The organism is Streptomyces sp. CB02058, from assembly GCF_001905505.1.
Taxonomy (GTDB): Bacteria; Actinomycetota; Actinomycetes; order Streptomycetales; family Streptomycetaceae; genus Streptomyces.
In genome coordinates this window covers 139,563-160,579 of sequence record NZ_LIPG01000001.1, presented here as the reverse complement: position 1 = coordinate 160,579, position 21,017 = coordinate 139,563, and the positions used below count along the sequence as shown (strand labels likewise).

At 70.5% G+C, this 21,017-nt stretch carries 18 protein-coding genes and 1 riboswitch; of the genes, 6 read left to right on the top strand and 12 right to left on the bottom strand.

Annotated features, from left to right (window positions below):
- Positions 1-13: 13 nt before the first annotated feature.
- From AMK10_RS00815 to thrC, 6 genes are all read right to left on the bottom strand, one after another.
- On the bottom strand, positions 14-2,032 hold the full coding sequence (locus tag AMK10_RS00815; RefSeq protein ID WP_073743709.1) for a glycosyl hydrolase family 28-related protein: 2,019 nt from the start codon (positions 2,030-2,032) through the stop codon (positions 14-16).
- A gap of 144 nt (positions 2,033-2,176) precedes the next feature.
- Positions 2,177-2,686: a DinB family protein gene (locus AMK10_RS00810; RefSeq protein ID WP_073743707.1), complete on the bottom strand. Its 510-nt coding sequence runs from the start codon at positions 2,684-2,686 to the stop codon at positions 2,177-2,179.
- A gap of 139 nt (positions 2,687-2,825) precedes the next feature.
- Complete coding sequence (gene groL, locus AMK10_RS00805) at positions 2,826-4,448, bottom strand: chaperonin GroEL (protein WP_073743705.1); 1,623 nt, start codon at positions 4,446-4,448, stop codon at positions 2,826-2,828.
- Between the two features lie 313 nt (positions 4,449-4,761).
- Positions 4,762-4,968, bottom strand: a complete 207-nt coding sequence (locus tag AMK10_RS00800) for a cold-shock protein (protein ID WP_003967346.1) — start codon at positions 4,966-4,968, stop codon at positions 4,762-4,764.
- Positions 4,969-5,411: 443 nt separating this feature from the next.
- The gene (locus tag AMK10_RS00795) at positions 5,412-5,687 is read right to left on the bottom strand and encodes a MoaD/ThiS family protein (RefSeq protein WP_073743704.1); all 276 of its coding nucleotides are present in this window, start codon (positions 5,685-5,687) and stop codon (positions 5,412-5,414) included.
- A gap of 28 nt (positions 5,688-5,715) precedes the next feature.
- Positions 5,716-7,014 (bottom strand): threonine synthase, encoded by a 1,299-nt coding sequence (thrC, locus tag AMK10_RS00790; RefSeq protein WP_073743702.1) that lies wholly within the window; start codon positions 7,012-7,014, stop codon positions 5,716-5,718.
- Between the two features lie 18 nt (positions 7,015-7,032).
- Positions 7,033-7,160: riboswitch (SAM riboswitch) on the bottom strand.
- A gap of 153 nt (positions 7,161-7,313) precedes the next feature.
- Between thrC and AMK10_RS00785 the strand changes: the two genes are divergently transcribed.
- On the top strand, positions 7,314-8,264 hold the full coding sequence (locus AMK10_RS00785) for a glucosyl-3-phosphoglycerate synthase (protein ID WP_073743700.1): 951 nt from the start codon (positions 7,314-7,316) through the stop codon (positions 8,262-8,264).
- 70 nt (positions 8,265-8,334) lie between these two features.
- Positions 8,335-9,711, top strand: coding sequence for an alpha,alpha-trehalose-phosphate synthase (UDP-forming) (locus AMK10_RS00780; protein WP_073743698.1), 1,377 nt, complete (start codon positions 8,335-8,337; stop codon positions 9,709-9,711).
- Between the two features lie 25 nt (positions 9,712-9,736).
- Here AMK10_RS00780 and otsB read toward each other — a convergent pair whose 3' ends face one another.
- From otsB to AMK10_RS00760, 4 genes are all read right to left on the bottom strand, one after another.
- A complete protein-coding gene (otsB, locus tag AMK10_RS00775) occupies positions 9,737-10,591 on the bottom strand; it encodes a trehalose-phosphatase (RefSeq protein WP_073743696.1) in 855 nt (284 codons plus the stop codon).
- Positions 10,592-10,664: 73 nt separating this feature from the next.
- Complete coding sequence (locus AMK10_RS00770) at positions 10,665-12,242, bottom strand: hypothetical protein (protein WP_073743694.1); 1,578 nt, start codon at positions 12,240-12,242, stop codon at positions 10,665-10,667.
- Positions 12,243-12,367: 125 nt separating this feature from the next.
- A complete protein-coding gene (locus AMK10_RS00765; RefSeq protein ID WP_073743692.1) occupies positions 12,368-12,667 on the bottom strand; it encodes a DUF3263 domain-containing protein in 300 nt (99 codons plus the stop codon).
- Positions 12,668-12,681: 14 nt separating this feature from the next.
- Complete coding sequence (locus AMK10_RS00760) at positions 12,682-13,959, bottom strand: ABC transporter substrate-binding protein (protein ID WP_073743690.1); 1,278 nt, start codon at positions 13,957-13,959, stop codon at positions 12,682-12,684.
- A gap of 221 nt (positions 13,960-14,180) precedes the next feature.
- Between AMK10_RS00760 and AMK10_RS00755 the strand changes: the two genes are divergently transcribed.
- The 3 genes from AMK10_RS00755 (at position 14,181) to AMK10_RS00745 (ending at position 17,322) form a co-directional block, all read left to right on the top strand.
- Entirely contained in the window at positions 14,181-15,074 is an 894-nt protein-coding gene (locus AMK10_RS00755; protein ID WP_241839485.1) for an ROK family protein, read from the top strand.
- Positions 15,074-16,228 carry an N-acetylglucosamine-6-phosphate deacetylase gene (gene nagA / locus AMK10_RS00750; RefSeq protein ID WP_073743685.1) on the top strand — a complete coding sequence of 385 codons (1,155 nt, stop codon included), beginning with the start codon at positions 15,074-15,076 and terminating at the stop codon, positions 16,226-16,228. Before AMK10_RS00755 ends, nagA begins: the two co-directional genes overlap by 1 nt.
- Positions 16,229-16,389: 161 nt before the next feature.
- Entirely contained in the window at positions 16,390-17,322 is a 933-nt protein-coding gene (locus AMK10_RS00745) for a 1-phosphofructokinase family hexose kinase (RefSeq protein ID WP_073743683.1), read from the top strand.
- 75 nt (positions 17,323-17,397) lie between these two features.
- Here the strand turns inward: AMK10_RS00745 and AMK10_RS00740 are convergent, their stop codons facing one another.
- Positions 17,398-18,372, bottom strand: a complete 975-nt coding sequence (locus AMK10_RS00740) for a carbohydrate-binding protein (protein WP_073743681.1) — start codon at positions 18,370-18,372, stop codon at positions 17,398-17,400.
- Positions 18,373-18,504: 132 nt separating this feature from the next.
- Positions 18,505-20,160, bottom strand: coding sequence for a diguanylate cyclase CdgB (cdgB, locus tag AMK10_RS00735; protein ID WP_073743679.1), 1,656 nt, complete (start codon positions 20,158-20,160; stop codon positions 18,505-18,507).
- A gap of 346 nt (positions 20,161-20,506) precedes the next feature.
- Between cdgB and AMK10_RS00730 the strand changes: the two genes are divergently transcribed.
- Complete coding sequence (locus AMK10_RS00730; protein WP_073743677.1) at positions 20,507-21,013, top strand: flavin reductase family protein; 507 nt, start codon at positions 20,507-20,509, stop codon at positions 21,011-21,013.
- Positions 21,014-21,017 lie beyond the last annotated feature (4 nt).

Genomic DNA, 21,017 nt, shown 5'->3' with positions numbered 1-21,017 from the left:
TGGCGTCAAGCGGTCACCAGGGAGCCGGCGCGGGCGGTGCCACGACCGGCGGGCGGTCGTCGCAGGTGAGCGTGTTCGGCAGCAGCCACGGCGCGAGCCAGTCGCCCGCGGTGCCGCCGCCGTCGTTGCCGCCGAGGTCCGTCAGGGTGAACTCGGAACCGGCCGGGGTGAAGTGGAAGGACCCGCAGTTGTTGACGCCGACCGCGCCCACGTTGCGTGCGTCCACGTTCTCGAAGGTCGCCGAGCCCGCCGCGCGGGCGCTGACCACCGACGTACCCGTGCCGTCGACCCTGACGTCCTTGAAGTGGACGCCCCGGATGCTGTACGTGTCCTTCACCGGCCAGTCCGTGACCAGCATGATCGCGTTGTAGGTGCTGTCGAGGAAGGTGTTCCCCGTGACCCGGATGTCGGCGTCGATGTCCCGGTCCAGGGCGTAGAACCAGATGGCCCCGAGCCCGATGTTCCAGTTCAGTTCGTACGTACCGGAGCGGACCGTCGTGTTGTCGGTGAGGTCCAGCCGGCCCCGGAATGCCTCCGCTCCGAAGCGGGCGCCGACGTGCAGGGCGCTGCCTTCGCGCACGGGGTCGGAGACGAGGTTGCCGGACACCGTGTTGTCCGTACCGCCGTAGATCGCGATGCCGTTGGCGAGGACCGGGCTCTGGACGGTGTTGCGGGTGAAGGTGTTGCCGGTGTTGGCGTTCTTCTCCGCCCACATCGCGAGGCCGTCGTCGCCGGAGTTGCGTACGAAGGTGTGGGCGACCGTCGAGTCCTTCACCCCGCCGTGGAAGTTGATGGCGTCCGCGATCTGGTCGACGATGACGTTGTTCGTGATCCTCAGGTTCGACATCGGGCCGTCGAACCACATGCCGACCTTGGTGTGGCGGATGTGCAGCCCGTCGATGGTGGAGTCGCTCATCGCGCCGCCGATGCCGTTCACCTGGTCGGTGTCGATGCGCTCACGCACATCGCCCTCGATGGCGAAGCCCGACAGATGGACGTCGCGGCTGCCGCCGTCGGCAGCGTCCTTGCCGTAGAAGCCGACGCCCGTGTGGACGGAGCCGTCGGCGGCCGGGGTGTCGAGGGCGATCTCGCGGCCCTTGATCTTCGTGTACCAGCTGCCGGCCCCCTTGATCGTGACGTCGTCGACGATGATGTGGCGGTTGACCTGGTAGGTGCCCGGCGGGATGTACACCGGGAGGTTCTTGCGCTTGGCATGGGCGATGGCCCGTTCGACGGCGGCCGCGGAGTCCCGCCGCCCGGACGGGTCGGCCCCGAAGGCCAGCACGTTCGCGGCCCGGAGCTCGACGTGCGGGAGGCCCACGAGTTCGGAGTCGAGCACGTCGATGACGGTCCACGCCGCACGGCTGCCGGCCGGGACCGTGAGCCGTACGGTGTCGCCCGCGCGGTACTTCTTGCCCAGCATCAGGCGCTGCTCGTCGTAGAAGTGGCTCGGGCGGAACGGCGTGGTGATCGTCGGGGCGGGTGTCGTCCCGCTGGGGACACACGCGCACTCGGTGATCCACCAGTCCGGATGGAGCGGCCCGGCATCGGGGTCGTTGGTGAACGGGTACTGGTTGTAGAGCCAGGCGTACTGCGAGGTCAGCGTCATCGTCGAGCGCTTCATGCCGTTCACGGAGACATCGAGCGGTGCGGTGATGCCGCCCCCGCCCGGCGCGTCCGGAATGCTGTAGCGCACGGTGATCGCGTCGGCGGCGCCGGGCAGCGTGAACTCGACGTGCTCGCCCGGAGTCAGCCTGACCGCCTTACGGCCCGAGGCCTCCGCGGGCAGCGTGTAGGCGGTGCGGTCGGGGCCGATGACCGTGCCGTTCGTCGTGGCGTTCTCCGCCTCCTGCTCGGCGAAGGGGACCTCGGCACCGCGGCCGGAGACCAGCGCCGGATCGAGAGCGGCACGCGTCACCGCGGGTGCGGGGGCCCTCTGTCCCTCCGCCCCCGTGGCCGCGGGGGCGCCGGTCAGGGCGCCCAGTCCGACAACGGCGGCGGTCAGCGCGGCGACCGTGATGTTCCGTGACATCGCATGCCCGTTTCTCTCGGAAGGTGGGGCGACAGTAAGGCGCGCCGAAGCACCACCACAAGAGCCCTGCGAGTGCTTTTCAGAGCGATGTCGAGCGTGTGCACATCCACATCATGTTTTTGCGTTCATACGCTGGACCCGTGCTCAGGCACCGACGGTGCCGTCGACGCCCTCGCGCAGGAAGTCCGCGTGCCCGTTGTGGCGGGCGTACTCCAGGAGCACGTGCACCATCACCATCCGCAGCGACACCTCCTTCTCCCAGCGCGGCTGGAAGCCCGTCAGATCCAGGGCCCCGGCGGCCCGTTCGATGCGGCGCGAGTTCTCCACCTCGGCCTCCCAGGCACCGAACGCCTCTTCCCTGGTCGAGGCGCTCGCGTCGTACGCCGCCTGGAAGTCGATCCGGTCGGACCAGACCATGGGCGCCTCGTTGTCCTCGAACACGCGGCGGAACCAGGCCCGTTCCACCTCGGCCATGTGCCGCACCAGTCCGAGCAGCGAGAGGGTGGACGGGGGCATCGACCGCGTCCGCAGCTCCTCGTCGTCCAGCCCCTCGCACTTCATGGCCAGGGTGGCCCGGTGGTAGTCGAGACAGGCGCGCAGAGTCTCGCGCTCGTCACCGGAAACCGGCGGTCCGGTCCGGGAGTCGGTGGTCATCCGGATGCTCTCCTCGTGGACGGGTGCGGGGCCCTCAGTATCCGGCACCGGCGGGAGGGCACGACGACGCCGGCCCCCGGGAGGAGTCCCGGGGGCCGGCGTCGTACAGGTACTGCGAGGAGCTGCTGATCCCGAGGGATCAGAAGTCCATGTCACCGCCCGGCATGCCGCCCGGAGCGGCCGCGGAGGCCTTCTCCGGCTTGTCGGCGATGACGGCCTCGGTGGTGAGGAAGAGCGCGGCGATGGACGCGGCGTTCTGCAGGGCGGAGCGCGTGACCTTCGCCGGGTCGAGAATGCCCTCGGCGATCATGTCGACGTACTCGCCGGTCGCGGCGTTGAGGCCGTGACCGATCGGCAGGTTGCGCACCTTCTCGACGACGACTCCACCCTCGAGACCACCGTTGACGGCGATCTGCTTGAGCGGGGCCTCCAGCGCGAGCTTGACGGCGTTGGCACCGGTGGCCTCGTCGCCCGTCAGGTCGAGCTTCTCGAAGACGGCCGAGGCCTGGAGCAGAGCCACGCCACCACCGGCGACGATGCCCTCCTCGACGGCGGCCTTGGCGTTGCGCACCGCGTCCTCGATGCGGTGCTTGCGCTCCTTGAGCTCCACCTCGGTGGCGGCGCCGGCCTTGATGACGGCCACGCCGCCGGCCAGCTTCGCGAGGCGCTCCTGGAGCTTCTCGCGGTCGTAGTCCGAGTCGGAGTTCTCGATCTCGGCACGGATCTGGTTGACGCGGCCCTGAACCTGCTCGCTGTCACCCGCCCCGTCCACGATCGTGGTCTCGTCCTTGGTGATGACGACCTTGCGGGCGCTGCCGAGCAGGTCCAGGCCGGCGTTCTCCAGCTTGAGACCGACCTCCTCGGAGATGACGGTGCCACCGGTGAGGATGGCGATGTCGCCGAGCATGGCCTTGCGGCGGTCACCGAAGCCCGGAGCCTTGACGGCGACGGACTTGAAGGTGCCACGGATCTTGTTGACGACCAGCGTCGACAGGGCCTCGCCCTCGACGTCCTCCGCGATGATCAGCAGCGGCTTGCCCGACTGCATGACCTTCTCCAGCAGCGGAAGGAGGTCCTTCACGTTGGAGATCTTGGAGTTGACGATCAGGATGTACGGGTCGTCGAAGGACGTCTCCATACGCTCCATGTCGGTCGCGAAGTACGCCGAGATGTAGCCCTTGTCGAAGCGCATACCCTCGGTGAGCTCCAGCTCCAGACCGAAGGTCTGGGACTCCTCGACGGTGATGACGCCTTCCTTGCCGACCTTGTCCATCGCCTCGGCGATCTTGGCGCCGATCTCGGTGTCGGCAGCGGAGATGGAGGCCGTCGAAGCGATCTGCTCCTTGGTCTCCACGTCCTTCGCCTGCTCCAGCAGGGCGGCGGAGACGGCCTCGACGGCCTTCTCGATGCCACGCTTCAGAGCCATCGGGTTGGCACCCGCGGCGACGTTGCGCAGGCCCTCGCGGACGAGCGCCTGGGCGAGAACGGTGGCGGTGGTCGTACCGTCGCCGGCGACGTCGTCCGTCTTCTTGGCGACCTCCTTGACCAGCTCCGCACCGATCTTCTCGTACGGGTCCTCGAGCTCGATCTCCTTGGCGATGGAAACACCATCGTTGGTGATCGTGGGCGCGCCCCACTTCTTCTCGAGGACGACGTTACGGCCCTTGGGGCCGAGGGTGACCTTGACGGCGTCGGCGAGCTGGTTCATCCCGCGCTCGAGACCGCGCCGTGCCTCCTCGTCGAACGCGATGATCTTGGCCATGTGAAGTGGTCCTCCCGGACAGGGGTGGATTTCTCCGGACCGGGAGGCGCCCGCGACGGACGGCCAGCGTGCTCGCCGGTTCCTTGCCCCGACAAGCGTGCGGGCCTCACCGGCCCGGTCCTAAGTTCTGTCACTCTCACCTGGAGAGTGCTAACGCCAATGATTAGCACTCGACCCCTTCGAGTGCAAGCGTCCTCCCCCGGATGTGGACAACCACGGGGCCCCGGCCGGGGACGCACGAGGGGCCCGTCCCCCCGGTGGGAGGTACGGGCCCCGCGTGTGTGAGTGGTGTCGTTGGCCGACCGCGCCGAGCTCAGCCGACGGCGAGCTTGACCATGTCCGCCTGCGGCCCCTTCTGGCCCTGCGAGATCTCGAATTCAACTCGCTGACCCTCTTCGAGGGTGCGGTACCCGTCCATCTGGATCGCGCTGTAGTGGACGAAAACATCCGCACCACCGTCGACCGCGATGAAGCCGTACCCCTTCTCCGCGTTGAACCACTTGACGGTGCCCTGAGCCATGCCTAACTCCCCTATTACTGGCCCTTGCACGAGCACCGCACTTCGCGGGCCCGGGTCAGAACTCACCCTCCGACAGGAGAGGGTGGCGTGCGCCGGAACGCGTCGACCGCGGCCGAATGTATCTGCCCAACTGCCCTCTGCAACAGGTCAATCGGACGAGAATTCTGGGCACACATGAACGCCCGGAAGGGATGAATTCGTGAGCATCCTGGGCAAGTCGGGCCTGACAAAGGCCACTTATGGCGCAAGGAGTTCACGTACTTTGGCTGCTTCTTGTCGTGGCCGGGCGCATTCTCATATGCGGGCGGCACGGGCAGCGGCGGGGACTTCCCCAACTGTACCGTGCTCAACCATGCAGAATGGCCCCCTCCGCTTCTCTCGCGGAGGGGGCCATTCTGCTCACGCTGTGCAGTCGGGCGGCCGGGCCGGCCCGTGAGGGACGATCAGCCTCCGGCGACGGCCGGGATGATCGAGACGCCGGCACCGTCCGGGGTGACCGCGTCCAGGCCGCCCTCGAAGCGCACGTCGTCGTCGTTGACGTACACGTTCACGAAGCGGCGCAGCTTGCCCTGGTCGTCCAGGACGCGGGCACCGATGCCCGGGTGGTTCTGCTCCAGGGACGCGATGACCTCGGAGAGGGTCGCACCCTCGGCCGCGACCTCGGCCTGACCGCCCGTGTAGGTGCGGAGGATGGTGGGGATTCGGACCTTGACGCTCATGTGGGTGCCTTCCTTCGGTCTCGGGTGGTCAGCCGGCGGCGGCGAGGCCGGCGTCGCGGAACGCGTCCAGGCTGGGCCGGATCGTCGCCGACAGGCCGGTCGTCGGGGCGACCGCGTCGAGCGTCTTCAGGCCGTCACCGGTGTTCAGGACGACGGTGGTCAGCGCCGGGTCGAGCACACCGGCGTCGATCAGCTTCTTCGTCACGCCGACCGTCACCCCGCCCGCGGTCTCGGCGAAGATGCCCTCGGTCCGGGCCAGCAGCTTGATCGCGTCGACGACCTGCTCGTCGTTGACGTCCTCCACGGCACCGCCGGTGCGCCGGGCGATGTCCAGGACGTACGGGCCGTCGGCCGGGTTGCCGATCGCCAGGGACTTGGCGATGGTGTTCGGCTTCTGGGGCCGCACCACGTCGTGACCGGCCTTGAAGGCGGTGGAGACAGGGGAGCAGCCCTCGGCCTGGGCACCGAAGATCTTGTACGGCTTGTCCTCGACGAGGCCGAGCTTGATCAGCTCCTGGAGACCCTTGTCGATCTTCGTGAGCTGCGAGCCGGACGCGATCGGGATGACGATCTGGTCGGGCAGCTGCCAGCCGAGCTGCTCGCAGATCTCGTACGCCAGGGTCTTGGAGCCCTCGCCGTAGTACGGCCGGAGGTTGACGTTGACGAAGCCCCAGCCCTCGCCGAGCGGGTCGCCGATGAGCTCCGAGCAGAAGCGGTTGACGTCGTCGTAATTGCCCTCGATGCCGACCAGTTCGCCGCCGTACACCGCGGCCATGACGACCTTGCCCTGCTCCAGGTCGTGCGGGATGAACACGCAGGAGCGGAAGCCGGCGCGGGCCGCGGCGGCACCCACCGCACCGGCGAGGTTGCCGGTGGAGGAGCAGGAGAGCGTGGTGAAACCGAAGGCGCGGGCGGCCTCGACGGCGATGGCGACGACACGGTCCTTGAAGGAGTGCGTCGGGTTGCCGGAGTCGTCCTTGACGTACAGACCGCCGGTCACGCCCAGCTCGCGGGCGAGGTTGTCGGCCTTGACCAGCTTCGTGAAGCCGGGGTTGATGTTGGGCTTGTCCGCGACATCGGAGGGGACGGGCAGCAGCGGCGCGTAGCGCCAGATGTTGTCCGGGCCTTCGGCGATGCGCTTCTTCAGCTCTTCGGGGGAGCCGCTCGGCAGGTCGTACGCCACTTCGAGCGGCCCGAAACAGGACACGCAGGCGAAAATGGGGCCGAGCTCGAAACGCTCACCGCATTCGCGGCAGGAAAGCGCGACGGCGGGACCGAGATCCACGGCGGACGTATTGGTGTCGGCGGCAACTGTCTGCACGGCCATGATGGCGGAGGCCCTTTCTCCTCATCTTCCTTGCGACGTATTTCGCCACAAGACGGAATTGGCACCTTCCCCACCGTGACCTCGCGGTCGGCAGGAGGGTTGCCGGGACTTCAACGGGCCGTTCCCTCAGTCCCTCTGGATGAGCGCTATGGCACCGGACCATGGATCCGGGCGTTTTTTCGCGGACCGACCCCGACATGCGAGGGTCATCCGCGTTGTTCAAGACTGTAACCGAAGCACCGGACGATTGAGATAGTCGTCCGTACCGCGAGATGGATCACATACAGGGAGTATCGACCGTGCTGGAAGAGGTGGAACGCTGGCTGACCAGGCGTTCCTGGTCGGCCGCCGACCGCCCGCTCGACCGTCTCACGGCCGCCCGGGAGAGCAGTCCCCACCGCTCCCGCGTCAGCGTCGTCCTGCCCGCGCTGAACGAGGAGGCGACCGTCGGCGCGATCGTCGCGGAGATCCGGCGCGAGCTGATGGAGAAGGTCCAGCTCGTCGACGAACTGGTGGTGATCGACTCCGGTTCCACCGACGGCACCGCCCATGCCGCGCGGCGGGCCGGAGCCCGGGTCGTGCACCGGGACGCGATCCTGCCCCGGATACCCGCGGTCCCCGGCAAGGGCGAGGTGCTGTGGCGGTCACTGCTGGTGACCAGCGGGGACATCGTCTGCTTCGTCGACGCCGACCTCAAGGACTTCTCGGCGGACTTCGTCTCCGGCATCGTCGGCCCGCTGCTGACCGACCCCACGGTGCAGTTCGTCAAGGCGATGTACGACCGCCCGCTCGGCGAAGCCGCAGGCCAGGGCGGTCGCGTCACCGAGCTCGTGGCACGCCCCCTGCTCAATCTGCACTGGCCGAGCCTCGCCGGCTTCGTCCAGCCCCTCGGCGGCGAGTACGCCGTACGGCGCTCCCTGCTCGAACGGCTGCCCTTCCCCGTCGGCTACGGAGTGGAGCTGGGCCTGCTCGTCGACGCCCTGCACACGGTCGGCCTGGACGCGCTGGCCCAGGTCGACGTCGGCGTTCGCAAACACCGCCACCAGGACGGCCAGGCTCTCGGCAGGATGGCCGCCACGATCTACCGCACCGCGCAGCTGCGGCTCTCCCGGGGCTCGCTCGTACGCCCCGAGATCACCCAGTTCGAGCGGGGGCCCGACGGCTTCGTCCCACGCACCCATGCGGTGGACACGGAGGAGAGGCCGCCGATGCGGGAGATCGCCGAGTACGCCGCGCGTCACGCGGCGTAACGGTTCTTCTCGCTCAGCCGCACACTCACTTCACGTTTGGCGGCTTCCCGAACGGGCTAGGTTCGGGTACATGGTCTCCGAGCACGCCGCCCAGGTCCTCGTCGCGTCCAACCGCGGCCCTGTGTCGTACGCACTGCGGGAGGACGGCACGCTCAACTCGAAACGCGGAGGGGGCGGGCTCGTCTCCGGCCTCAGCGCCGTCGACGACAAGCTGTGGGTCTGCGCCGCCCTCGGCGACGGCGACCGCGAGGCGGTCCGTCGCGGGGTGTCCGAACCGGGCGTCCGGATGCTCGACATCGACGCCGGGGTCCACGCCGACGCGTACAACGGCATCGCGAACTCCGTGCTCTGGTTCGTCCACCACATGATCTACGAGACGCCGGTGGAGCCCGTCTTCGACGCGGAGTTCCGCCGGCAGTGGGCCTCCTACGAGACGTACAACCGCGCCTTCGCCGAGGCGCTCGCCGAGGAGGCGGGCGAGGGCGCCGCCGTCCTGGTGCAGGACTACCACCTCTCGCTGGTCCCCGGCATACTGCGCGAGCTCCGCCCCGACCTGCGCATCGGGCACTTCTCGCACACCCCCTGGGCGCCCGTCGACTACTTCCGGCTGCTGCCCGACGACATCGGCGAGCAGCTGCTCAAGGGCATCCTGGGGGCCGACCGCGCCGCGTTCCTGACCCGCCGCTGGGCGGACGCCTTCATCGGCTGCTGCACGGAGATCCTCGGCGGCACCGGCCGCACCCGGATCGGGGTGCACGGGCTGGGCGCCGACGCCGACTTCCTGCGCCGCCGCTCCCACGAGGCGGACGTGGACGACCGCATGGAGATCCTGCGGGAGCAGGTGGGCGCGGACCGGCGCACGATCGTGCGCGTGGACCGCACCGAGCTCTCCAAGAACATCGTCCGCGGGCTGCACGCCTACCGCGCGCTCCTGGAGGAGCGCCCCGAATGGCGCGAACGCGTGGTCCACATCGCCTTCGCCTACCCCTCGCGACAGGACCTCGCGGTCTACCGCGACTACACCGCGGAGGTCCAGCGGGTCGCGGACGCGATCAACGCGGAGTACGGCACGGCGGACTGGACCCCGGTCCTGCTCCACGTCGACGACGACTTCGCCCGCTCCCTCGCGGCCTACCGACTGGCGGACGTGGCCCTGGTCAACCCGATCCGCGACGGCATGAACCTCGTCGCCAAGGAGGTCCCGGTCGTCTCCGACGACGGCTGCGCGCTGGTGCTGTCGCGCGAGGCGGGGGCCTACGAGGAGCTGGGCGAGGACGCGATCGTGGTCAACCCGTACGACGTCTCGGCCACGGCGACGGCGCTGCACGAGGCGCTGACGATGGACCGGGACGAGCGGGGCGCCCGTACGAAGCGCCTCGCCGCCGCGTCGACCGCGCTGCCCCCGCAGCAGTGGTTCCTGGACCAGCTGGAGGCGCTGCGGGGCTGAGGGCCGTCCCGCAGGGCGCTCGTCCTCAGGGGGCCAGCTGTCCGGCCAGATCCCCGAGCAGGTCCGCCACCGCCGCCGGGTCCGGGAGCAACAGGTCCGCGCGCTCGGCGAGTTCGGGCACCGCGGTGCCGCTGCAGACCAGCACGCCCGGGATGCCCCGGGCGCGGAGCTTCTCCACGGCGGCGTACGCGGCGAGGTCGCCCAGGTCGTCACCGGCGTACAGCACCGACTCCGCGCCCGTCGCCTTCACGTACTCCTCCAGCGCCACGCCCTTGTCCATGCCCGGCGGGCGCAACTCCAGGACCAGGCGGCCCGGTTCGACGATGAGACCGTGGCGGGCGGCGAGACCGGCCAGCGGGGTGCGCAGGGCCTCGAAGGCCGCCTGGGGGTCGTCGGCGCGGCGGGTGTGCACGGCGACCGCCCGGCCGCCCTTCTCCTCGATCCAGATGCCGCTGTCCGTGGGCCTGCCCGCCTCTTCCAGCACCGCCGGAAGCTCCGCCCGGACGGCTTCCACCCCGGGGTCGGGGTCGGGAGCGCTCACGGTGGCGGTGGCGGCGTCCCAGCGTTCGGCGCCGTAGTGGCCGAGGACGACGAGGTGGTCGAGGCCCGGCGCCCCGGCGAAGCCGCCGTACCGCACGGCGGTGTCGGCGGGGCGGCCCGTGATCACGGCGACGGCGGCGACCCGCGGGGCGAGCGCGGAGAGGGCCGGGACGACGCGGGGGTGGGCGCGGGACTGCTCCGGGTCCGGGACGATGTCGGCGAGCGTGCCGTCGAAGTCGAGCGCGACGAGCGCGCGGTCCGGGCGGGCGAGGAGTGCGGCGAGGCCTTCGCGGCCGGCCTGGGTGGACGGGGTCGGGAGGGGGTGTGCCGGATTACCCATGGCCCGAGCGTACCGGTGGCCGGGCCGGGGGGCGGGTCCGCGCCGCACCCGCGACGGGCCTGTTCCGCGAAGGTCACCCCGAGGCCAGCTGCTCCGCTATCTCCGCGATCCAACCGGCGCTCCTGGACGGGTCGTTGAGGGTCTCGGACCACGCTTCCGGCTCCAGCTTGTGCTGGGCGGGACCGGATTTGAGAGCGACGAGCAGGGCCCTGGCGGACTCCCGCATCTCGGCCGTCGTCCTGTCGCTCCCGGAGATGCCGGGCCCCGCCGCCAGGGCGTAGATCTCACGCGCCATGGCCTGGCGTTCGCCCTTGGACACCTTCTTCCAGAACGCCAGGGCGTGCTTCAGCGACTCCTTGCGGGACTCGGCCTCCGCCGGGGTCTCGCCCCGTGGTGCCCAGCGGTCGGGATGGCGGACCTCTTCGTAGCGCTTCGTGGCGGCGCGCAGCGCCTTGTACAGGGTGACGCCGAGGACGAGGCCGGCCCCGGCCCCGGCGAGGCCCCATCCGACCGGGTTGCTCGCCAGCCCGGCCGTTCCCGCCGCGACCGCCGTCACGACGCCGGCCGCGGCCTTGGTGGACTCGCCCACCGCGCCGCCGACCGCCTCCTTGCCGATCTTGGTGAGCTGCTTCTTCTTCGCGTACCCCTGCACCGTGCCCAGCTTCTCCACGTCCTTCTCGGCGTGCTGGAGACTCTCGGAGGCATCACGGGCTTCACCCATCACGTTCCAGATCACGTCGATGGCATCGGAAACGGCCTCCAGCCGTTCCGGGCCCTCATGGGCCCAGTACATCCCCAGCGCGACGTTGGCCTCCGCCGCGGCCCAGTGGGCCCGGTCCCGCGCCTCGCCCAGCCTGGCCAGTGACTCCGCGTGGACGGCGTGAGGGTCTCCCAGCGCCTTGACCTGCCTGTACTTGCGGGCCGCTCCCCCGATGCGGAGCACGGCCCGCGCACCCTTCGCCGCACCGGCGGAAGCACTGAGAGCGCCGCTCGCCTCGGACGCCAGCGCGGCCTCCGCCACCTTCTGGATCTTGGTCGCCTCCTTGGCGATGCCGGCGCTGTAGGCACCCGAGCTGATGGCGCTGACGACCGCGTCGGTCCCCTTGGTCCTGGCCTTCTTGTTCGCCGTGTGGTGCTTGGCCCCGCTCCCGTGCTTCCTGGCGTCCTTCATGTTCTTGTACGCGTCCATGCCGCTGACCACGGTGCCGGGGAGCTCCGTGAGGAGGTTTCCCGACGCGGCGGCGGTCCCCGAGGCGGCGGCGGAGTGTTTGAGGCCCTCGTCGGCCGCGACGGTGGCCTGCTGGGTGAAGGCCGCGTTGGTGGGGGTCTGGAAGCCCTTGATGAAGGTGTCGACGGGTTCGAGATTCTTCTTGAACCTGTCGAGGAGCGCGGAGATCCTGTCGCGATAGTTCTTCTTCTTCGCTCCGGCGGACACGGCGCCGCTCTCCGCCGCGCCCCCTCCCCCGGTGTCCCGGGCGCGCTGCACCGCCGCCGTCACGGCCCGGTTGCCGGCACGGGACTGCATCGTGAGGAGGGCCTGCTCCGCCGAGCGTGCCGAGGTGCTCCCTGCCCCTCGCCCCTCCCGGCGCCGGGCCGACGCCAGGACGGCTGAGGAGCGCCGTGTCGAGGTGCGGTGGGCCGGGGTGCTCATGGATGGACCTCTCCTGCGGCGGACCGGGCGAGGCGAAGCTAGCCGGGCCCGGCCAACGGAAGGAGTGCGGCAGGGAAAATCCGGGGATCGCTTCAGGGCGCCGCAGGGCCCGACCCGGCCTGCCCTCAGCGGCGGCCGCGCCTCGCGTCCCGTACGCGGCGGAGGCGGTTCACCGTCACCGGGTCCTCCTCCAGCGCGCGGCGGTCGTCCAGGAGTGCGTTGAGCAGCTGGTAGTAGCGCACCGGCGACATCCCCAGCTGTTCCCTGACCGCGCGCTCCTTCGCCCCGGGGCCCGCCCAGTCGCGCCGTTCCAGGGCGAGCACCGCGCGCTGCTGCTCCGAGAGCGGGGCGGCGGAGGCGTCGGGGCGGCCGGGGTCGTCGGCGGGGCGGCCGGGGTCGTCGGCGTCGGAGGGGTCGGCGGTCATATCAACCAACCTACCTACTTCGCGTTGTCGGCCTGCCGGGCCTGTGCGGCGATCTCCACGAGCACACCCTCCGGGTTGCTGCCGGGCTCGACCGCGGAGCCGATCTTCTCCTTGATCGTCTCGCTGGCCTGCGCCCAGGACGTCTTGCCGAACGGGTACAGCTGGGAGTTCGGCAGCGCCGACAGGAAGGCGCGCAGGGGCGCGTGCTCGGCGTCGGCCTCCATCGCGGCGGACGCGCTGCCCGTCACCGGCAGCAGGTCGTACCGGTCGGCGAAGGCCAGCACGTTGTCGTCCTCGTAGGCGAAGTCGAGGAACTTGCCTATCTCGGCCCGGTGGCCGTTCTGCTTGAAGCCCATCATCCAGTCGGCCACGCCCATCGAGCCCTCGGTCGGGCCGTCGACCCCGGGCAGCGGGACCATACCGACCTGGACGCCCTTCTTCTCGGCCTCCTGCATCAGCGTCGGGTGGCCGTTGAGCATGCCGACCTCGCCCTTGGTGAACGCCTCGAAGGCCTTCGCCCGGTCGAGCTTCCCGGGGGCGACGGGCCCGGTCAGGCCCTTGCCGACGAGGTGGTCCTTCAGCCACCGGAACGTCGCGATGTTGGCCGGGGAGTCGATGTCGTAGTTGCCGACCTCGTCCGTGTAGTTGCCGCCCCCGCTGAGCATCCACATCAGGGTCTCGGCCTGGGACTCCTCCTCGCCGAGCGGCAGGGCGAAGGGGTAGGTCACGCCCTGCCGGTCCAGCGCGGCGGCGTCGTTCTCGATGTCGTCCCAGGTCTTCGGGGCGTCGAGGCCCGCCTTGGCGAACAGGCCCTTGTTGTAGAAGAGCAGCCGGGTGCTGGCCACGAACGGCAGACCGTAGAGATTTCCGTCGACCTCGCCCGCGCCGGTCAGCGAGGGCAGGAAGTTGGAACCCGTACGGATGGCGATCGTCTCGTCGGCGGTGTAGAGCTTGCCCGCCTCGGCGTAGTCGGCGTACGCCCCGATCTGCGCGATGTCGGGGGCGTCGCCCGCCTTCACCATCTCGGCGACCTTCCGGTCGACGTCCTTCCAGGAGTAGACGCTCACGTCCACCGTGATGCCGGGGTTCTTCTTCTCGAACTTCCCGGCGACGTCGTCCCAGTACTTCTGGGAGCCGCTCTCCGCGTCGGTCCCGTAGTCCGCCGCGACCAGCTTCAGGGTGACGTCGCCGCCCCCGGTGTCCGACCCGCACCCTGACAACGTTGCCGTCATGCCGAGTGCGGCCACCACCGCGGTCAGACCCACAAAGCGCCGCTGCACAGCCCTGTCCATCCCTACATCGGTCGGTTCGTCGCCATCACGGCGGAACCGCGTCCCTACCCCGTGTTTCCCACGGAGGTCTACACCACCGGTGCATCGGTTCGGCAATCTAGCAGGACCGTTTTGTATGGGTGGTCAACAAACCGCGCTAGTGGACTAGACCTTTTAGGGGTCGGCGGGCGAAACTGTCTCCCGTGAGACACGTCATCGCCCTCGATGTGGGCGGCACAGGGATGAAGGCCGCGCTGGTCGGGGCGGACGGCACACTGCTCCACGAGGCGCGCCGGGCCACCGGCAGGGAGCGCGGTGCCGAGGCCGTCGTGGAGACGATCCTGGGCTTCGCCGCGGAGCTTCTCGCCTACGGGGCGGAGCACTTCGGCGAGGGCGCCGTCGCCGCCGGGGTCGCCGTCCCCGGCATCGTCGACGCGGAACGGGGCATCGCCGTCTACGCCGCCAACCTGGGCTGGCGCGACCTCCCGCTCCGCGCACTCCTCGGCGAACGGCTCGGCGGCATACCCGTCGCACTCGGCCACGACGTCCGGACGGGCGGCCTCGCCGAGGGGCGGATCGGCGCGGGCAACGGCGCGGACCGCTTCCTCTTCGTGCCGCTGGGCACCGGGATCGCCGGCGCCATCGGCATCGCGGGCACCATCGAGGCGGGCGCCCACGGCTACGCGGGCGAGATCGGCCACATCGTGGTCCGGCCGGACGGCCCCGACTGCAGTTGCGGCCAGCGCGGCTGTCTGGAGACCCTCGCGTCCGCCTCCGCCGTGTCCCGGGCCTGGGCCGCCGCCTGCGGCGACCCCGCGGCGGACGCGGCGGACTGCGCGAAGGCCGTGGCGTCGGGCGACCCCGCCGCCGTGCACGTATGGCAGAACGCCGTCGACGCACTCGCCGCGGGCCTGGTCACCGCGATCACTCTGCTGGACCCCCGCACGCTCATCATCGGTGGCGGTCTTGCCGAGGCAGGGGAAACCTTGTTCACACCACTGCGTGCGGCCGTCGAGGAACGCGTCACGTTCCAGAAGCTGCCTCACATCGTCCCGGCGGCCCTCGGGGACACCGCCGGATGCCTGGGCGCAGGGCTGCTCGCCTGGGATCTACTCTCCACGGAGGTATCCGCCTGATGGCCGGACGCGCAGACAGCACAGTTCTCGCAGGTGCCCGGGTGGTGCTTCCGACCGGCACGGTCGAGGACGGCCGGGTGATCGTCGAGGGCACCCGCATCGCCGGCAGCACGCCGGACGGCGCCCGGACACTCGACCTCCAGGGCCACTGGGTGGTCCCCGGATTCGTGGACATGCACAACCACGGCGGCGGCGGCGCGTCCTTCGCCACCGGCACCGCCGAAGACGTCCTGACCGGCGTGCGGGCGCACCGCGAGCACGGCACGACGACCGTCGTCGCCTCCACCGTCACCGGCGACATGGACTTCCTGGCCCGCCAGGCCGGACTGCTCTCCGAACTGGTCGAACAGGGCGAGCTCGCGGGAATCCACTTCGAGGGCCCGTTCATCTCCCCGTGCCGCAAGGGCGCGCACAGCGAGGGACTGCTCCGCGAACCCGACCCCGCCGAGGTCCGCAAGCTGCTCGACGCGGCACGCGGCACCGCGAAGATGGTCACCCTCGCCACCGAACTCCCCGGCGGCATCGACTCCGTGCGGCTCCTCGCCGAGCACGGGGTGATCGCCGCCGTCGGCCACACGGACGCGACGTACGAGCAGACCGTCGAGGCGATCGAGGCGGGCGCCACCGTCGCCACGCACCTCTACAACGCGATGCCGGCCCTGGGCCACCGCGCCCCCGGGCCGATCGCCGCCCTCCTGGAGGACGAACGCGTCACCGTCGAGCTGATCAACGACGGCACGCATCTGCACCCCGCCGCCCTGGAGCTCGCCTACCACCGAGCGGGTGCCGACCGGGTCGCGCTGATCACGGACGCCATGGACGCGGCCGGCGCGGACGACGGCTTCTACGAGCTGGGCCCGCTCGCCGTCGAGGTCAAGGACGGCGTGGCCCGCCTGGTCGAGGGAGGCTCCATCGCGGGCTCCACCCTCACCCTGGACACCGCGTTCCGCCGGGCCGTGACGATCGACCGCATTCCCGTCGAGGACGTCGTACGGTCCATCTCCGCCAACCCGGCCCGGCTCCTGGGGCTCTACGACCGGGTCGGCTCGCTGGACCCGGGCAAGGACGCCGATCTCGTCGTCCTGGACGCGGACTTCGCGCTCAAGGGCGTCATGCGCCGCGGCGAGTGGATCGTGGAACCCCGTATCGGCTGAGGCCGCACCCCGGCCGACGGCCGTGTGAACACGTAACGAAGAGACGGCGGTTGTCCCGGAGCCCTGGGACGGCCGCCGCCTCTTTGGCATGATCACCAGGACAGCGCCGCGGGGAGACGGCGCGCGGGAACGGACGACCAAGGAACCGGGGGCCGGTACAGGTGATACTGACCGTCACGCTGAACACGGCACTCGACCTGACCTACGCCGTCCCCGCCCTCGTCCCGCACAGCAGCCACCGCGTCACCGAGGTGACCGAACGGCCCGGCGGCAAGGGCGTCAACGTGGCCCGGGTGCTCTCCGCGCTCGGCCACGACACCGTGGTCACCGGCTTCGCCGGCGGCGCCACCGGAGCCGTCGTGCGCCGCCTGCTCGGCGAGCTCCCCCACGGCCCCGCCGACGCGCTCGTCACCGTCGGCGGCAACACCCGCCGCACCCTCGCCGTCGCCGACCGCTCCACCGGCGACACCACCCAGCTCAACGAACCCGGCCCGCACATAGGCGCCGACGAGTGGGCGGCCTTCCTGCGGACGTACGGCGAACTCCTCCCCGGAGCCGAGGCCGTCGCCCTCTGCGGAAGCCTGCCGCCGGGCATCCATGTCGGCGCGTACGCGGAACTCGTCCGGCTCGCCCGCTCCGCCGGGGTGCCCGTGCTCCTGGACACCGACGGCGAACCCCTGCGCCGCGGCATCGCCGCCCGCCCCGACCTCGTCAAGCCGAACGCCGACGAGCTCGCCCGGCTCACCGGCGCCCGCGAACCCCTGCGCGCCACCCGCGACGCCCGCCGCCGCGGCGCGCACAGCGTCGTCGCCTCGCTGGGCCCCGACGGACTCCTCGCCGTCACCCCGGACGGCATCTGGCGCGCCGCGCCGCCGTCCGCCGTGCGCGGCAACCCGACGGGCGCGGGCGACTCCGCCGTGGCCGGACTGCTCTCCGCGCTCGCCGAGGGACTCGGCTGGCAGGACCGGCTGGCCCGCGCGGTGGCCCTGTCGACGGCGACCGTACTGGCCCCGGCGGCCGGGGAGTTCGACCGCGCCGCCTACGAGGACCTGCTGCCGCGCGTCACCGTCGAGCAGCACGCGTCCGCGGCCTGATCCGCGCCCCGCACGCAGAAACACCGCGTCCCGGCTCGCGGTCGCGGGCCGGGACGCGGTGTTCGCGGGACTGCCTCAGCCCTTGACGTGGCCCGACTTCAGCGACAGCTGGTCGAGGTTGGCGTCGCACGAGTCGCCCTCGTTGCACGAGAGCATCAGCGTGTTCGAACCCTTGTCGAGCTGGACGTACGCGTACGTCGTCGTCCAGCCCTTCTCCAGGTCGCCCTCCGCGGCGTTCGCGAAGTTCTTCATGTTGATGGAGCGGGGGTCCTCGTCGTTGACCGTGAGGGACGTCTTGGCGTCCTTGCCCGGCACGCCGTACGTCACGAACAGCGTGTAGGCACCGCTGTCGGGCACATCGACCGTCCAGGTGGCCGACCGGCCGACCTCGTTGAGGCTGATGTACTGCCCGTTGGCGCTCTTGGCCCCCTTGACGGAGTTGTCCAGGGAGGCCGTGCCGCCGAGCGTCAGCGTCGCCGCGTCCTGCTTGGGAAGCTCCACGGGCTCCTTGGACGCCTCGGCGGACTTCTCCGGCTTCGGGGACTCCTCGACCTCGTCGGCGGGACCTGCCGACGAACCGGCCTCGTCCTTCTTGCCCTCGCTGTCGTCGCTCGTCATCAGCGCGGCACCGATGCCGATGACCACCACCGCGACCACGGCGACGGCCGCGATCAGCAGCGCCTTGGTGTTGGGTCCGCCACGGCCCGAGCCCGAGCCCCTGCCACCGCTGTACCCCACGGAGCCGGACTGCGCGGTCGGCGCTCCGCCGGGGTAGGTCTCCGGGGCCGCGTACTGCGGGTTCGGCTGGCCGTACTGCTGGGACTGCTGGCCGTAAGCCTGCTGCGGCGGAACCTGCCCGTACTGGCGCTCTCCGACCGTCCGCACCTGGTTGTACGACGTTCTGGGCACGCCGGGCTGCGCGGCCGGACCCGGGTAGCCGTAGCCACCCTGCCCGGGCGGCTGTGCGCCCGCCGCCTGCCCGTCCGCGTACAGATAGCCGAACGGATCGTCGTCCTCGGGCTTGCTCGCGCCGTTGTTTCCGGCCGTCATCCCTGGGTCACTCCTCACCATGTCGCCAGCCGTCGCCGACCGGCCGAGCCTACCCCGAACGGAGCACGCGTCGAATTGCCCTCGGTCCCCCGGAAAACCGGACGGTGCACGGGACCAGCCGGGGCGTTAACGTCAGCCGGCTCGGCGGTGAACCTTCGACCGGGACCGCTTTTCCACATACATCCGCTGGTCGGCGGAGTGCAGGACCTCTTCCTCGGTCATGCCGCACTCGGCCCAGCCGATACCGAAACTCGCCCCGACCCTGACCGCGCGGCCGTCCACCCGGATGGGCGGAATAATGGCGTTACGCAAGCGTACGGCCAGATCCGCGGCATCTGCCGCCCCGAGGCCGTCCGCGAGGACGACGAATTCGTCACCCCCGAGCCGCGCGACCGTGTCACCGTCCCGTACGCAGGTCGTCAGCCGCCGCGCGACCTCGATGAGAACCGCGTCACCCGCGTGGTGCCCGAAGCGGTCGTTGATCGACTTGAAGCCGTCGAGGTCGCAGAAGAGCACCGCGAGGCCCTTGGTCCCGTCGTCGCGCTCCGCGTCGGGCGCCACGATGTGCACATGGTGGTCGTACGGCCCGACGCCCGGCGCCACCTCTCCCTCGTAGCCGTCGGCGCGATAGCCGTGCGCCGAGGTCTCCACGTCGCCGTACGCCGCGTCGAGCGCCTCGATCGCGGACGAGGTCACCGCCGCGTGAGGCCTCTCACACAGCCGGGCGCCGAGCCGGGAGCGCAGCTCGGCGCTGTTGGGCAGGCCGGTGAGCGCGTCGTGCGAGGCGCGGTGCGCGAGGTTCAGCTCGTTGCGCTTGCGCTCCTCGATGTCCTCGACGTGGGTGAGCAGGAAGCGCGGGCCGTCGGTGGTGTCGGCCACGACGGAGTTGCGCAGCGAGACCCAGAGATACGTGCCGTCCCTGCGCCCGAGCCGCAGCTCCGCCCGGCCGCCCTCGGCCGACGTGCGGAGCAGGGTGCCTATGTCCTCCGGGTGCACGAGATCGGCGAAGGAGTAGCGCCGCAGCACGGACGCGGGGCGGCCCAGCAGGCGGCAGAGCGCGTCGTTGGTGCGCAGCAGCCTGCCGTGCTGGTCACCACCCATCTCGGCGATGGCCATGCCGCTGGGGGCGTACTCGAAAGCCTGGCGGAAGGATTCCTCGCTGGCGCGCAGTGCCTGCTGTTCGCGCTCCAGCCTGACGAGCGCGCGCTGCATATTTGCTCGAAGCCTGGCGTTACTGATCGCAATCGCCGCCTGCGAGGCGTACATCTGGAGGGCCTCACGGCCCCAGGCGCCGGGACGGCGGCCGTTGCGCGGCCTGTCGACCGAGATGACTCCCAGGAGGTCCAGACCTCCGCCGGAGGCGTACATCGGGGCGTAGAGGCGGTCCAGGGGGTGCCACTCGTCCTCGAAGCGGGGCTCGGGGCCCTCGGTGTGCCACTGCGGCACGTCGTCGTCGAGGAGCACCCAGCCCTCGGTGTGGGGTATGAACCGGAGATCGTCCCAGGCCTCGCCCATGGAGAGCCTGCGCTCCCAGGACTCACGCGAGCCGACACGGCCGGTGATCAGGGATTCCGCGGCGGTGTTGCCGGCGAACGCGGCGACGACGAGGTCACCGTCGGGACGCACGAGATTGACGCAGCCCAGCTCGTACCCGAGACCGCCGACGATGCCGTCGGCCACGGACTGCAGCGTGTCCGCCAGACTCCGCGCCGTGTTGAGATCAGCGACGGCCTGGTGCAACTGCCGCATGGTCGCAAGGCGGACGTACGGCTCCGACTCGGCCTCCATTGCTCGCACTCCCTGAGACCTCGACAGCAACTCCAGGTTTCATATCGACGTACTTGTTGCACTGTCACGGCCACTGAATCACAGTGAGCTGTGCACCCGGTACACAGGGTCAACAAATATTGCTCTCTGTGACTCAAGTCACAACAGATGGTGAAGACTTCCGCAGCCGTCTCCCGTGGCTGCTGTTATTTACCGAACGCAAATCCGCAGCCTGGTCCCGGAGTCCTAGGACCCGACTGGTCCCGCGGTCCGATGCGTCGGTACGGCCGGGGCCACTAGCGTGCCCACTGTGCTGCAGAAGACTCCCCCCTCCCCGCGTCCCGAAGCCGTCATCCATCCTGAAGGGGTGAGCAACGACGAATTCCGCGCCGCCCTGTCCCGCCTGGCCGCGGGTGTGGTGCTGGTCACCGCCCAGGAGCCACCGCTCGACGAGCACGGCCGCGGCGAGGACGTCGGAATGACGGCCACCGCCTTCATGTCGGTCTCCCTGGACCCGCCGCTGGTCATGGTGAGCCTGCGCAACGACTCACGGATGGACGACCTGCTGGCCGAGCAGCCCCTGTGGGCGGTGTCGGTCCTGGCGGAGAACCAGCGGCACATCGCCGGACGGTTCTCCATGAAGGGCCGGATCAGCGACCGGCTGCTGTTCGAGGAGCTCCCCTGTATACGGGGCGAGGTCACGGGCGCGCTCGTGATGGACGGGGCACTGGCGACCCTGGAGTGCCGCACGGAGCAGCGGGTCGTGGCGGGTGACCACACGCTGGTGATCGGCCGGGTGCTGGGGGCGTCCCTGCCGCGCACGGACGGCGACCCGCTGACGTACTTCAAGGGGCGCTACCGGCAGCTGGGGTAACCGG